Here is a 14,276-nt window from a genome sequence, read left to right on the forward strand (position 1 = left end):
AAACTTAATTAACCATCTGACACATGTGCATAGTATGGTTCGGATAAATTGAGTACAGTAATAATTGCTTTTTTAGGACATGGATGTGATTTCAAAACATATTTCTGTATTTTGTTCATGAAGTTCTTTCCAGTATATCTATGGTTGAAACGCCATTCTTGTTCATTCAAAAACAAAGGTAAGTCACGTTTAGTTACTCCATGATATATACCAGTAATATTATTCTTTATATCACCAATTAATACATTAAGCCAATACAATCTATGATTTTCTTCATCATAGAGTATTTTTTCTGATTTTAATGTTATTTTATCAGTTAATCCTAAAAAAGTTGTTTTTCCATCAGTGTTTAGTATTCTTTCTTTTGAAAGTATTGCTTTTTTTGAGATGAATCTAACAATATTATTTGTACTATCTACAGCTACTGGCATTAATTTTAAAAATTTTGGATATTTATTTTCTTTATCTGTTGATAACATTACTAAAAAGGGTTGCTGTTCAGTAGCAACTCCTTGTTTGTGTTCTTCTTTACTTTTTGAGCCTATATAAGCAACGTCTGCTTCATAAAAAAAGCTGTCCAGAATTTTTTCACTGTTACTTTGGGACATAAGAATCCTACATTTTCTACAAAGTAATAGCGCTGTTTTATAATTTATTTCTAATTCATTAGCTAATTCAATCGCAGACAAACCTTTATTTGCCGTAAAAAAGAGATACATTCCTAAAATCAATTTATAAAGATCTAGCTTATTATCTTGAAATATAGTATTAGAAAGTAAGTAATGTTGATGACCACATTCTTTACATTGAAAGACATCACCTCTTTTAATGGAATAGTAATGTGTACATCCACATTTTTCACAGTAAAAGCCAACAGGCCATTTCATTTTAAAAAAGAATTTTACACATTCATCATGATTATTTGCATATTTTCTAGTTAAAGTAATTAAAGAATCCTTTTTTGGTTTTTGATTTTTAGCCATAGTATCCACCTCTTTAAGAAAAGTATATAATATTTTAAAGAAGTGATAGATTATACTCCTCGGTTTAAAGTGAGAATAACGGATTTAAATCAAAAGATGTGTCAGATGGTTAATTAAGTAATCTTTAAAAAAATAAACAAGGATAATAAAAAGATAGATTCCTAACATATAAATAATTAAATCTGTAAGTGTTTGACAAATAATAAAAACAACAAATGTACAGCAGATAAATGATAAATAAAGTAGATATATAGAGTAAGTTTTCTTTAAATAGTCTTTAAACATAATAAATACCCAAGACCTTTCTTTGTATGAATAAAATCATGCAACCCTATATCTTCAAGCTTCTTTCTTAGTCGATTGATATTAACGCTTAAGGTATTATCATCAATAAATTGATGATCATCCCATAAATGATTCATTAAATCAACACGAGAAACAATCACTTCAGCATGTTCAAATAAATATTCTAAGATTTTTAACTCATTTTTTGTAAGAATAAGTTCTTTTTGTTGATAAGTGAGTTTTCCTGTTAAAATATCTAAATGGACATCTTGATAAGTAAGTAAATGAAAATCTTTGGAAAAGCTATAAGTTCTTCTAAGAATTGCTTGTAATTTAGCTTGTACAACTTGTAAATCAAAAGGCTTATTGATAAAATCATCCCCACCCATATTCATTGCTAGAACAATGTTCATATTTTCATTTGCTGAAGAAATAAAAACAATGGGTACTTGTGAGATTTTTCTAATTTCTTGGCACCAATAATAACCATCAAAAAATGGTAAATGGATATCTAATAAAACAAGATCAGGTTGGAATTCTACAAATTCATCTAGAACATTTTCAAAATCTTCAACATATTTAACATGATAATGATATTTTTCAAAATGTTTTTGTAAACCTTTTGCAATAATCAAATCATCTTCTACAATTAATAATTTATACATAGCATCACCTTCTTTAAATATTATATAGAAAAACTTTTCATTCGTCACCTTACATTTACGTAAGATATGTTATAATGAAAAGCGATTGGGGGATATAATAATGATTTTTGAATATGATGAAAATAATTTAGACAAATTTGAAAACTTTAAAGGTGGAGAAAAATACATTGAAGCAAAGATGTACTTTGATGGTTTAAATCGTTTTATGATTGGACATATTCCTACTGGTGGAAGTGTTGGAGAACATGTACATGAAACAAATAGTGAAGTGATTTATGTCATTTCTGGTAATGGTTATGTTATTTATGATGGTCAAAGAGAAGAACTACATAAAGGAAGTGTTCATTACTGTCCAAAAGGTCATAAACATACAATGGTTAATGATCATGAAGAAGATCTTGTTTATTTTGCAGTTGTACCAGAACAATAATTCTTGATTTTTTGTCAAGAATTTTTATTTTTGTAAATAAAAATGTATAATAAAAGCGAGGTGAGAGTATGGATTCCTTTTTAAAAGAGATTGATACAGAATTATTAAAAAAATGGTTATTGAATCAAAATGAAGAAAATTGGGATGTTAAGGAAGTTAATGATAATATTGTGATTGAAACAAAGTATGGAATTGGTTCAATTAATTTCTATCCTGATTGTATGATTGAACTAGATGTTGAAAATAAGATTACCAAAGAAAAAGTCTTTTTTATTCATTTTCAAATGAATAATTTTCATCATGCTTTGGGTTTACTTTATGATATGCGTCTTTGTTTACAAACACTCACAACATCGACTAAAACAAAAGTATTATTATCTTGTACAAGTGGACTTACAACAGGTTTTTTTGCTGAAAAGTTAAATGAAGGAGTTCAATTATTAAATAAAGATTTTGAATTTAATGCAGTTTCTTATGGAAATCTTTATGAAGCAGCTAAAAATTATGATGTCATCTTACTAGCTCCACAAGTATCTTTCCGTTTATCTGAAGTTGAAGGAGTTTTAAAAGATAAACGTGTTTATGCTTTATCACCTACTTTATTTGGTAAATATGATGTAGGTAATACAATTGCTTTTTTAGAAGATGAACTTTTTAAAGAAAAAAAGATTCAAAATCATCAAGAAAGTCCTTTACCTATTAAACAAACTTTGAAAGCACATCATCAAGTTTTAGCTTTAGCTTTTATTCAATTAGATCAAAAAGTAAGACTTGTCAGTCGTTTATATGATGAAAATGATGTTATTTTAGAAGATTTTGAAGTTTATAAAAATGTTATTTCAGTGGATGATATTGTTGATTTAATTAATACGATTTTATATGAATATCCTGATATTGAACTTATTAGTTTATCACTTCCAGGAGTTGTTTATAATGGGGTGGTTACTTTAAAAAAATATGGTTTGAATGAATGTCATTTACAAGCTTTCTTAGAAGAAAAGTATACGCAAAAGATTGTCATCAATAATGATGTTAATACGATTGTGATGGGATATTTTGCTTCACAAGATGAATATGAGTCAGTTTCTTTCTTATATCAAGCGCGTATTGGTGGAACTGGTGGTGTAGGACATATTCATCGAGGACATTTAATTAAAGGAAGACATAATATTGCTGGTGAAATTCAATATTTACCAATTTCTTTTAGTAAGAATTACCAAGAAATAAAAAAGACACCAGAAGGAGCGCTTGAGTGGACAACAAAATATTGTTTAGGGATTACATCGATGGTCGCACCGGATGCGATTATTATTTATAATAAATTAGTAACGAATAGTGAAGATGTTAAAAAAGAAATGGAAAAGTATATGCCAAGTAGTTATATTCCAGATCTTATTAAGATAGAAAGTTTAAAGGAATATATGTTGATTGGATGTATTTTGTTAGGATTAAAAGAAATGTAAGAGGTATCTTTTTAAAAAGATACCTTTTTTTACATTTAATTATGACAACTGTCTTGTCAGATGTAAACAAAAGGAGTATACTCTCCTCGAGAAAAGGGAGAAGTTATATGGATAATATAGAAAAAATTAAAAAGTTAAAAGAAGAAAAAAATGCAATTATTTTAGCACATTATTATGTAGATGAAGAAGTACAAAAGATTGCTGATTATATTGGAGATTCGTTTTATCTTGCAAAAGTGGCAAGTCAAACAGAAGCTGACTGTATTGTTTTTGCAGGGGTTGAATTTATGGGAGAAAGTGCCAAAATCTTAAATCCTAACAAAAAAGTATTGATGCCAGATGCTTTTGCTGATTGTCCAATGGCACATATGATTACAATTAAAGAAATTAAAGAAATGAGAGAAAAATATGATGATTTAGCTATTGTTTGTTATATCAACTCAACTGCTGAAATTAAACAATATGCTGATGTATGTGTAACATCATCAAATGCTGTAAAGATTGTTAAAGCTTTACCACAAGAGAATATTTTCTTTATACCAGATCAAAATTTAGGAGATTTTGTTAGAAGACAAGTTCCTGAAAAAAATATAATGACAAATTATGGACATTGTCCACGTCATACAAATATTACTTTAGATAAATTAAATGAAGCAAAACAAAAATATCCAGACGCTAAAGTAGCTGTTCATCCAGAATGTAAAAGAGAAATTGTTGAAGCAGCTGATTTTGTAGGAAGTACTTCAGCAATTATTGACTATGTTGTACAAACAGATGCAAAAGATTTTATTATTGGAACGGTTGATGGTGTTTTCGCAAAAATTAAAGAATTAGCACCAAATAAAGAATTACACACAATTATGGATGTACAAGTTTGTCCAAATATGAAAAAAGTAACTTTAGAAAAAATCGTAGATGTTTTAGAAAATGAAACAAACGAAGTGATTTTAAATGATGATTTTATGCAAAAAGCATTAACTCCTCTTAAGAAAATGTTGGAACTAGCAAAGTAGGAGTAGAATATGAAAACAGATGTATTAATAGTAGGTAGTGGATGTTCAGCACTTTATATGGCTTTACATTTACCAGAAAATTTAAATATTTTAATGGTTACTAAAAAAGAAGCAGAATTAAGTGATTCATTTTTAGCACAAGGTGGTATTTGTATGCTTAGAAATGAAGAAGATTATGATAGTTATTTTGAAGATACAATGAAAGCTGGACATTATGAAAATGATGCTTATTCGGTTGAATTAATGATTAAGTCTTCACCAGATGTTATTCAAGATTTAATTAGCTATGGTGTTGATTTTGAAAGAAATGAAGATGGAAGTCTTGCTTTTACAAGAGAAGGGGCACATAGTCATAAACGTATTCTTTATCATGAAGATATTACGGGTAAAGAAATCACAAGGCATTTATTGGAAAAAGTAAGAGAAAAGAAGAATGTAACACTTTTAGAAAATACACCTTTAGTTGATTTAATTGTTAGAGGTAATGTTGCTTTAGGTGGTGTTATTAAAAGAAATAATCAAGAAGAAAAAGTATATGCTAAAAAAGTCGTTCTAGCAACTGGAGGAATTGGTGGACTTTATAAACATTCTACAAATTATCCTCATTTAACTGGAGATGGAATTGAACTTTCTAAAAAATATCAAATTGAACTTAAGAATTTAGATTATGTACAAATTCATCCAACAACTTTATATACAACTGATCATGAAAGAAGTTTCTTGATTTCAGAATCTGTACGTGGAGAAGGTGCTATTCTTTTAGATAAAAATGGAAATCGTTTTGTAAATGAACTTCTTCCAAGAGATGTGGTTGCAGAAGCTATTTTTAAACAAATGGAAAAAGATCAAACTGATTATGTCTATGAAGATTTAAGACCAATTGGTAAAGAAGAAATTGCTAGCCATTTTCCTCATATCGTTGAACATTGTAAAGAAAAAGGATATGACGTCTTTAAAGAACCTATTCCTGTTGTACCTGCACAACATTATTTCATGGGTGGTATTAAAGTAGATTATGATAGTCATACAAGCATGAAACATTTATATGCTATTGGGGAAACAGCTTGTAATGGTGTTCATGGAAAAAATAGACTTGCAAGTAACTCACTTTTAGAAAGTTTAGTTTTTGCTAAACGTGCTGCTAAACGTATTGAAAAAAGTTTAAAGGAGAGAGCTCATTATATGTTTGATCAAACAACTTTAAAATTAAATGTAGATCCACTTATCATCAGTGCTTTAAAAGAAGATATTACCAGTGAAGATGTTTCTACAAACAGTGTCATGCCTTTTTCTAAAACAGGTGTTGTTGATTTAATTTGTAAAGAAGATGGAATTATTTGTGGTTTACAAATATTTGAACGTACTTTCGAATTATTAGATGAAGCGTGTGATGTTGAATTCTTTGTGAGTGATGGTGACCGCGTAGAAAAAGGACAACTTTTAGGACGTGTTAAAGGAGATGTTCGTATTTTATTAAGTGGAGAACGTGTGGCTTTAAATTACTTACAAAGAATGAGTGGTATTGCTACTTATACAGCAAATGTTCAAGAATATTTAAAAGATTCATCTATTCGTTTATTAGATACGCGTAAAACAACACCAAATAATCGTATTTTTGAAAAATATGCTGTAAGAGTCGGTGGTGGACATAATCATCGTTATAATTTAAGTGATGGTGTTTTATTAAAAGATAATCATATTGGTGCTGCTGGTGGGGTCAAAGAAGCTATTATGCTTGCTAAAGAATATGCTCCATTTGTTAGAAAAATTGAAATTGAAGTAGAAAATATGGAAATGGTCAAAGAAGCTGTAGAAGCAGGAGCTGATATTATCATGTTAGATAATATGGATGATGATATGTTAAAAGAAGCTATTGCTTATATTGATCATCGTGCTGAAATTGAAGTTTCAGGAAATGTCACAAAAGAAAACATTGCAAGACTTACAAATTTAGGAGTAGATTATGTTTCAAGCGGTGCTTTAACACATTCTGCACCAATATTAGACCTTTCATTGAAGAATTTACATGTGCTATAATATCAATTAAGGAGGGCGAGTTATGGATGGAAATAAAAGAAGACAAGCCATTATTGATATTTTAAAAAACAGTTTGCAACCTGTATCAGGAACATATTTAGCGAAAACCCTCCAAGTAAGTCGACAAGTCATTGTTCAAGACATTGCTTTACTTCGTGCTGGTGATTATGATATTTATTCAACACATAAAGGATATGTTTTAAATGCTCAAAAAGTTTGTAAACGTATTTTTAAGGTACATCATGATGACAATGAAGTAGAAAAAGAACTTTCTTTAATTGTTGACTTAGGTGGTTATGTTGAAGATGTCTTTGTTTATCATAAAGTTTATAATATTGTAAAAGCAACATTAAATATTGCTTCAAGAAGAGATATTAAAAATTATATGACAAATCTGCAAACAGGACATTCAAGCTTACTAAAAAATGTCACATCAGGATATCATTATCATACTGTTCATGCAGACAGTGAAGAAATTCTTGATGAAATTCAAGAAGAACTTCAAAAAGCTGGATTTCTTGCACAATTACAAGAATATGAACCTGTTGATTTTTGGAAAGATAAGTAAAATAAAAACATCAATATTTTGTTATTGATGTTTTTTTATACTATTTTTTAATTCTTCAATACTTGTGTAATCATATAAATGATCTTGAATATTAAGAATTTGTTGTTTAGAAAGATTGCTTATAAAATCACTGATATCTTCATGAAATTGCATTTTAATATATTTAATGATATTTTCTTTTGTTTTACTAAGCAAATTATCTATTTCATTGTTTGCTTCTTCAATCTTTCTATCACGAGAACGAAGTAATATCTCATTATCCAAACGATCTAGATATTCTTGGTATGATTCATCAGAAGATATATATTTGTCATGCATTTGTATCGCTTCCTTTATCCTATAATCTATTTCAATTTTATCATATGGTTTTTCTTTTTTAAAGAGATACATTAACTGATTAAAACTCGTCATTTCATTAATTACTTGATCAATATATTCTAGTTGAATAATTGTTATTTCCATACGATTAAATGGATAAACCATATGATGTTCATCATCAACCATCTCAAAATGGCATTTATAATAAGGGGCATTTTCTAGAATATGTCCGTAACTAATAATTAATGATCTTACGACATGGGCATTTGTGTAATCTTCTCCTTGCTTTACTTGTTGTCTTAAAAGTTCAGCATTATAAAGTTCAAAACGAACAAGTATCTCTTCATTTAAATCATAAGTTTGTAATTCAATATTGTAGATATCACCAACATCATCAATCGCTAGAATATCTAAAATAAGTTTCTTTTCATAAAAATTTTTACCATATTGTTGTGCATTTTGCAATTTTGTAGAAATGATTTTCCTATCTAAAACCAGCTCTTGACAAATAAGGGTTCTAATTCTTTCATTTTCAACAAGTAAATGATGAAAATATAAATCATTTGAATATTTTTTAAAATTCTCTCTATTTTTGTTCATAAAAAGTCCTCCATTATTTATATTGACTTTTTATGAGTGTTTTTCTTCTTTTTTGTAATAAATTTCTTAAATAAAAAAGATTCAAAATAAATGAATCTTTTATAAATTTTCTAAAGCATATTCAATAGCTTCACTAACAGCGCCATCTTTACAACTTGAGACAACTTTATAAGCTTTTTCTTGAATAACTTTTTCAGCGTTGTTTGGCGCAAAAGAATAAGGAAAACGTTCAAAGAGAGTAATATCATTCATACCATCTCCTAAAACAATGACCTCTTCTTTTTTGATGTTTAATTGTTCAATTACTTTTTCTAAAATAAGTCCTTTTTGCGCATTTTCATTTGTGATTTCAACATTATCAGGATATGAAGACAAATACGCAATCTTTTTCATATCTTTAAAATAAGGAAGGACTTTTTGTATTTCTGCTTCATCATGCGAAAAAGCTTCTACTTTGATGATGTCTAAATCTTTTTTTATGAATTCATCAATTGAATTAAATTGTTGAATCTTACAAGCAGGGGAATCGCTCAATTTTCCTCCTGGTAAAAAATCTTCCATTTTATTTCCAAAACGCACACTGCCACGATAAGCAAAACGATCTCTAACATAATCAGGTTCTAGAGTACTATAAAAACCATTTGTTGTAAAAATCATATAGGGTGTATGATTTTCAATAAAGACAGGAAGAATTTCTTTAAGCATTTCTTTATCTAAATAACAATCCATAATGGTTTTTCCTTCTTTATTACAATATTGAGCACCATTTCCTAAAATGGCAGAACATTTTATATCTAAAGGATCTAAAACACTTCTCACTCCATAATAGTCTCTCCCTGAAGCCACAACAAATTCAATGCCTTTAGCTTGTGTTTTTTTTATACTTTCAATACATTTAGGATTGATGTAACCATGTGATAATAAAGTTCCATCAACATCACTGACAATCATTTTAATCATTTCTATTTCCTCCGATAATCTTATTATATAAAAAATAAAGTATTATTTTATTTTTTTACTTAATAAGAAAAAAGAGTTTATTCAACTCTCTCTAAAATCTGTTTGTAGTTTGGAAAATTTGTTTTAGAAACTTTCCATAAAATGTCTTTTCCGTACTTTTGTACTAAAGAAGTTCCAGCATCATTTGCGAGAATATTAAAACCACGAGGAAGTGCTACATTTAATGATTGACACATATTTTTATAATATTGAAGATAAGCATATTGAGAAAGAATATGCGCACACTTCATCGCTAAAGACATTTCTTCTTTTTTAAATTCTATATGGCGGACAACAACGATTTTACTTTTTAAATAACGATAATATTTTTTTGGAGCCAAAAAGGCATCAATCGTTACTTTAGAGATAGGGTGTTCAACACGTTGAATAACATTGATCATTGCTTGATTATAGAGTTTAGCTTTAATACAAGAAAGTTTTTGTCCTTCTTTTACATATTGATTATAATGACTATTATCTAATAAAAGTAAACTATATGTCAGTTTATCTTTTAAAATCTTACCAATTCTTTCAATATCATTTACTGACATTTCTTTATCTAATTCTAATTTATTAAGTTCATCTTCATCTTTTTGATCAACATAACAGGCAACGACACATAATGGTCCAAAGAAATCAAGTGAACCTGTTTCATAACATCCTACATGACTTTCCATTATAAATTCCTCCTCTTTATATCTTATTATAACATAACTTATTTTTGTTTAAACTAGTGTTGATAAATATTGCTCGTAGAGTTTATCTCGTTTTAAAACTTTGATATGACCATATTCAATTGAAATTAAACCCTCATCTTTAAATTGATTTAAAACCTTTGTAACAGTTACTCTTGAAATGGCAAGTGAATCTGCAATTTCTTGATGGGTATAGGGAATATCTCCAAAAAGTAAATTTTTTTCAATATTGTTTGTAGCACTTAATTCATATAAAAAAGCAGCTACTTTTTCAAATCGATCATAGGTTTGTGCCCATTTTAAAAGTTGAGTTAAATGATTGCAGTTATCATTGAACATCTTAAGTAGAGTAATCGTAAGATCAAGTGAAGATGATAAATAAGGATAAAGATCTTCAAGATGACAAGTAATAATTTCAACGTCATTAATAGCAGAAACAGTTGTTGGACGATAAGCATTTTCATAAAGTGAAGATTCACCAAAAATACGTCCTTTATCTAAAACATCATAATTAATTTCATCACCATTTTTAGTAATATGATAAACACGCACACGTCCTTTTAAAACAAGACATAATTCATCTGCATGATCATCTTGCATATAAATAATATCATTTTTTTGATAGTGTTTAATGGTACCGGCTTGTTTAAAATAATCGAATAATTCGTCATTAATTTTCATTTTTTTCACCTTCTTATCTAAATTGTAACATATGTTACATTCTTAACAAAGAAAAATTGTTAGGATATATCCCGAGGTGAGAGATATGAAAAAAATTATTCAAATTATTATTGGTAACGTTTTAATGGCATTTGCTTTTAGTACTTTGATTTTAGATAATTCCATTGTAGCAGGAGGGGTTTCTGGTATTAGTACAGTTTTCCATTTTTATACTGGTATTTCTGTTTCTTTATGTGTAGGAATTATTAATATTGCTTTATTTATTATTGGATTTTGTTTTTTAGGAAAAGCTTTTGCGATGAAAACATTGATTTCAACATTTTTATTTCCTATTTTATTAGAATTCTTTAATCAACAACCATATTTACATGGTTTATTAAATGATCAATTATTAATTTGTATTTTAGGAGGATTTTTATTAGGGCTTGGAATTGGTCTTGTTTTAAAAGCTGGAGGTTCTACAGGAGGATTTGATATTTTAGCACTTGTTGTTGAAAAATATTTTAAAGTCCCTGTGACTTTGCTTGTTAATGGGATTGATGCAACAATCCTTGTTCTACAAATTTCTTTCCATAGTGTTCCTGAAATCGTTTATGGTATTATGACAATTTTAATTACAGCCTATATGATGAATTACTTATTATCATCAGGTAAAGGATGTGTTCAAGTTCTTGTAATGTCTAAAGAAATTGAACGTATGAAAACAATGATTTTAAATGATATGGATGCAGGAGTGACTTTGTTAGATGGTAAAAGTGGTTTTTATGGAAATGATACAGAAGTTGTTTTAACGATTTTACCTTATCGTAAACTTCCTGATTTAAAAGATAAAATTAAAGAAATTGATGAAAAAGCATTTATTATTGTATCTCATGTAGAAGAAGTCAGTGGAAATGGTTTTACTTATTCAAAAGAAATGCGAGAAGCTTTATCTTAGGTGTTCATTTTTATGGACATCTTTTTTAATTTGGTAGATAATAAGGCAAACGGGGGAATGAGTTATGAAAATAGAAATAACATATGCTAAATTAGAAGATGCTAAAAGATTAGTAGAAATCTATCGTTATTATGTTGAAAAAACAGCGATTACATTTGAATATGAAGTACCATCGGTTGAAGAATTTCAACAAAGAATGGTGCATGTCATGGAAAAATATCCTTATTTAGTAGCTAAGATAGATAATCAAATTATAGGTTATGCTTATGCTAGTAGTTTTAATGTAAGAGCAGCCTATGATTGGTGTGTAGAAACATCGATTTATGTAGATCATACTTTACGAAAATGTGGGGTAGGGAAACGACTTTATCAAGCATTAGAAAAAGTTTTAAAAGCACAAAATATTACGAATTTAAATGCTTGTATTTCTTCACCAATTAAAAATGATGAATATTTAGATACTAATAGTATTGATTATCATCATCATTTAGGTTATCAAATGGTTGGTGAATTTCATCAATGTGGTTATAAATTTAAACGCTGGTATAATATGGTATGGATGGAAAAATTTATAGGGGAACATCGTGAAAATCAATTACCAGTGATTAAATTTAATGAAATTAAAGATCAAGTGAATTTAAATGAGGTAGATTAAATGGAGTTAGTAACTGGAAGACCACAAGATAAAAGAATAGATAAAGAAGAAAGAGTCTATGATTTACTAGATCAATTAGATATTGAATATCAACGTATTGATCATCATGAAGCTAATACGATGGAAGTTTGTTTAGAAATAGAAAAGACATTAAAATCGACAATTTGTAAGAATTTATTTTTAGTTAATTCAAATAAAAGTCAATATTATTTATTAATGTTAAAAGGACATAAAAAATTCAAAACAAAAGTGATTTCAAAACAAATCAACAGTTCACGTCTATCCTTTGGAAGTGATGAAAAAATGCTAGAATATTTAGATATTACACCTGGTTCAGTGAGTGTTTTAGGTTTAATGAATGATCATGAACATCATGTTCAATTATTGATGGATAAAGATTTATTAGAAGATGATTATTTAGGATGCCATCCTTGTATTAATACAAGTAGTTTAAAAATTAAAATGAAAGATGTTTTTGAAAAAATTTTACCAGCTCTTCATCATGAACCTATCTTTGTAGAGGTTGATGATGAATAAAGAAGGAATCATCATTTATCTTGTGATGAAAGAACAAGATAAGTTTGTTGAAAAAGCAAAAACTTATTTTCAAAAGAGTTCGTATCTTTTAGAAGTTATTGAAATTAATGATTGGCAAGATGAACTTTCTTTTGAATCAAAAGCAGGAAAAGCTTTATTACATACAATTGAAACAATTAAACAAAAGAAGCTTTCTTTAAAATGTTATATGAGTGGTTATTCACTTGCAGGGCTTTTTAGTCTTTATGCGATGCACGAATTAGATCTAGATGGAGCAATTAGTGTGTCGGGTTCTTTATGGAAAGAAGAATGGTTGGATTATTTAAAAGAACATCCAATTTGTCATAAGAAAATATATTTGAGTTTAGGAAGTAAAGAACATAAAACAAGGAATGTTTTAATGAAAAATGTGTTAAAAAATACTTTAGAGACATATGAGATTTATCAAAAAGAGAATCAATGTATCTTTGAAAAGAATGTAGGTAATCATTTTTTTCAAAGTGAACAAAGGATGATGAAAGGATGGGATTATATTCTTTATGAAAAATAGGAAATTAACAGAGAAAAGGCTATTATTTATTAAAAAAATATTATTTGTTTTAACGATTTTATTATTGATTTATCATGTAGGCTGGACAATTTTTATTTTAGCTTATCGTCATCATATTGGTGATGCTTATATAAAATATGTCACAACTATGATTTTTCGTATTTTACAGTTTAGTGCGATGTTGCTTGTTTTATCAGCACCAAAGTTTTTAAAGAAATGGTTTAAGATCAATGTTCCGTTAACACTTTATATTGTGATTGCACTTTTTGCATTCAATGCTTTGGTTTTAGGAGATGGACTTGATTTTTATGGAAAATATCCATGGTGGGATTCTTTTTTGCACTTCCATTCAGGTATTATTTTATCTTTTGTAGCTTTATGGTTTATCCATATTATGATGGCAGAAAAAAGCAAGTTTATTTATATGAACAAATACTTTACATGTTTATTTTTAGTAGTTTTCTCTTTAGGAATTGGTGCTTTTTGGGAAATTCTAGAATATAGTTGTGATGGAATTTTTCATACAAATTCCCAACAATATATGGCTTCAACAAAGGGAACACTTGTTTCTAAAGATGATATTCCTTTGAAAGGACATGAAGCATTAAAAGATACAATGAAAGATTTAATGCTTGATTTAGGAGGGTCTTTGATTGTTGCTACTTATGGTTTTGTAAGACATGATGAAATTGTCAAAAAAATATCGAGAGATCATTTATCTCCCGATGATATTTTGAGCTAGAGATTCTAAATGATTTTTAGAATCTTTTATTTTTTGTATTTCTTATGGTGAAGCTGTTTCATAATTGAAGTTTCTTGTTATTTTAATTAATGAAGAAAGTTCAGCTTTAATTTTTTTT

General features: G+C 28.0%; 17 protein-coding genes. 10 read left to right on the forward strand and 7 right to left on the reverse strand.

What is annotated here, in order from left to right; all coding sequences use genetic code 11:
• Window positions 1–8: 8 nt before the first annotated feature.
• The 3 genes from ACLVEP_RS11815 to ACLVEP_RS11825 form a co-directional block, all read right to left on the reverse strand.
• Window positions 9–983: an IS1595 family transposase gene (locus ACLVEP_RS11815; RefSeq protein WP_257360652.1), complete on the reverse strand. Its 975-nt coding sequence runs from the start codon at window positions 981–983 to the stop codon at window positions 9–11.
• A gap of 84 nt (window positions 984–1,067) precedes the next feature.
• Entirely contained in the window at window positions 1,068–1,268 is a 201-nt protein-coding gene (locus ACLVEP_RS11820; RefSeq protein ID WP_412585083.1) for a hypothetical protein, read from the reverse strand.
• Window positions 1,250–1,933 carry a response regulator transcription factor gene (locus tag ACLVEP_RS11825; RefSeq protein WP_412585085.1) on the reverse strand — a complete coding sequence of 228 codons (684 nt, stop codon included), beginning with the start codon at window positions 1,931–1,933 and terminating at the stop codon, window positions 1,250–1,252. Before ACLVEP_RS11825 ends, ACLVEP_RS11820 begins: the two co-directional genes overlap by 19 nt.
• A gap of 100 nt (window positions 1,934–2,033) precedes the next feature.
• Here ACLVEP_RS11825 and ACLVEP_RS11830 point away from each other — a divergent pair, with 100 nt between their 5' ends.
• The 5 genes from ACLVEP_RS11830 to ACLVEP_RS11850 all read left to right on the forward strand — a co-directional run bounded on the left by ACLVEP_RS11830 (window position 2,034) and on the right by ACLVEP_RS11850 (window position 7,444).
• Complete coding sequence (locus ACLVEP_RS11830) at window positions 2,034–2,363, forward strand: cupin domain-containing protein (protein WP_022002797.1); 330 nt, start codon at window positions 2,034–2,036, stop codon at window positions 2,361–2,363.
• A gap of 68 nt (window positions 2,364–2,431) precedes the next feature.
• Window positions 2,432–3,826 (forward strand): ROK family protein, encoded by a 1,395-nt coding sequence (locus ACLVEP_RS11835; protein WP_412585087.1) that lies wholly within the window; start codon window positions 2,432–2,434, stop codon window positions 3,824–3,826.
• A 107-nt stretch (window positions 3,827–3,933) separates the two neighbouring features.
• Window positions 3,934–4,839 carry a quinolinate synthase NadA gene (gene nadA / locus ACLVEP_RS11840; protein WP_412585089.1) on the forward strand — a complete coding sequence of 302 codons (906 nt, stop codon included), beginning with the start codon at window positions 3,934–3,936 and terminating at the stop codon, window positions 4,837–4,839.
• A 9-nt stretch (window positions 4,840–4,848) separates the two neighbouring features.
• Window positions 4,849–6,876 (forward strand): L-aspartate oxidase, encoded by a 2,028-nt coding sequence (locus ACLVEP_RS11845; protein ID WP_412585091.1) that lies wholly within the window; start codon window positions 4,849–4,851, stop codon window positions 6,874–6,876.
• 22 nt (window positions 6,877–6,898) lie between these two features.
• Window positions 6,899–7,444: a transcription repressor NadR gene (locus ACLVEP_RS11850; protein WP_412585092.1), complete on the forward strand. Its 546-nt coding sequence runs from the start codon at window positions 6,899–6,901 to the stop codon at window positions 7,442–7,444.
• Window positions 7,445–7,465: 21 nt separating this feature from the next.
• Here ACLVEP_RS11850 and ACLVEP_RS11855 read toward each other — a convergent pair whose 3' ends face one another.
• The 4 genes from ACLVEP_RS11855 to ACLVEP_RS11870 form a co-directional block, all read right to left on the reverse strand.
• Window positions 7,466–8,362 (reverse strand): PD-(D/E)XK nuclease family transposase, encoded by an 897-nt coding sequence (locus ACLVEP_RS11855; protein WP_412585094.1) that lies wholly within the window; start codon window positions 8,360–8,362, stop codon window positions 7,466–7,468.
• Between the two features lie 99 nt (window positions 8,363–8,461).
• Window positions 8,462–9,322 (reverse strand): HAD family hydrolase, encoded by an 861-nt coding sequence (locus ACLVEP_RS11860; RefSeq protein WP_412585095.1) that lies wholly within the window; start codon window positions 9,320–9,322, stop codon window positions 8,462–8,464.
• A 77-nt stretch (window positions 9,323–9,399) separates the two neighbouring features.
• Window positions 9,400–10,038, reverse strand: coding sequence for a ribonuclease HIII (locus ACLVEP_RS11865; RefSeq protein WP_412585096.1), 639 nt, complete (start codon window positions 10,036–10,038; stop codon window positions 9,400–9,402).
• Between the two features lie 48 nt (window positions 10,039–10,086).
• Entirely contained in the window at window positions 10,087–10,737 is a 651-nt protein-coding gene (locus tag ACLVEP_RS11870) for a Crp/Fnr family transcriptional regulator (protein ID WP_032090407.1), read from the reverse strand.
• A gap of 85 nt (window positions 10,738–10,822) precedes the next feature.
• Here ACLVEP_RS11870 and ACLVEP_RS11875 point away from each other — a divergent pair, with 85 nt between their 5' ends.
• The 5 genes from ACLVEP_RS11875 to ACLVEP_RS11895 all read left to right on the forward strand — a co-directional run bounded on the left by ACLVEP_RS11875 (window position 10,823) and on the right by ACLVEP_RS11895 (window position 14,158).
• Window positions 10,823–11,674 carry a YitT family protein gene (locus ACLVEP_RS11875; RefSeq protein ID WP_412585098.1) on the forward strand — a complete coding sequence of 284 codons (852 nt, stop codon included), beginning with the start codon at window positions 10,823–10,825 and terminating at the stop codon, window positions 11,672–11,674.
• A 64-nt stretch (window positions 11,675–11,738) separates the two neighbouring features.
• Window positions 11,739–12,329, forward strand: a complete 591-nt coding sequence (locus ACLVEP_RS11880; RefSeq protein WP_412585099.1) for an N-acetyltransferase family protein — start codon at window positions 11,739–11,741, stop codon at window positions 12,327–12,329.
• Complete coding sequence (locus tag ACLVEP_RS11885) at window positions 12,330–12,866, forward strand: prolyl-tRNA synthetase associated domain-containing protein (protein ID WP_412585100.1); 537 nt, start codon at window positions 12,330–12,332, stop codon at window positions 12,864–12,866.
• Window positions 12,859–13,416, forward strand: coding sequence for a hypothetical protein (locus tag ACLVEP_RS11890; protein ID WP_412585102.1), 558 nt, complete (start codon window positions 12,859–12,861; stop codon window positions 13,414–13,416). Before ACLVEP_RS11885 ends, ACLVEP_RS11890 begins: the two co-directional genes overlap by 8 nt.
• Complete coding sequence (locus ACLVEP_RS11895; protein WP_412585103.1) at window positions 13,406–14,158, forward strand: hypothetical protein; 753 nt, start codon at window positions 13,406–13,408, stop codon at window positions 14,156–14,158. Before ACLVEP_RS11890 ends, ACLVEP_RS11895 begins: the two co-directional genes overlap by 11 nt.
• The last annotated feature ends 118 nt before the right edge of the window (window positions 14,159–14,276 follow it).

It is taken from the genome of Faecalibacillus sp. (genome assembly GCF_047023275.1).
In the GTDB taxonomy this organism is placed as follows: Bacteria; Bacillota_I; Bacilli_A; order Erysipelotrichales; family Coprobacillaceae; genus Faecalibacillus.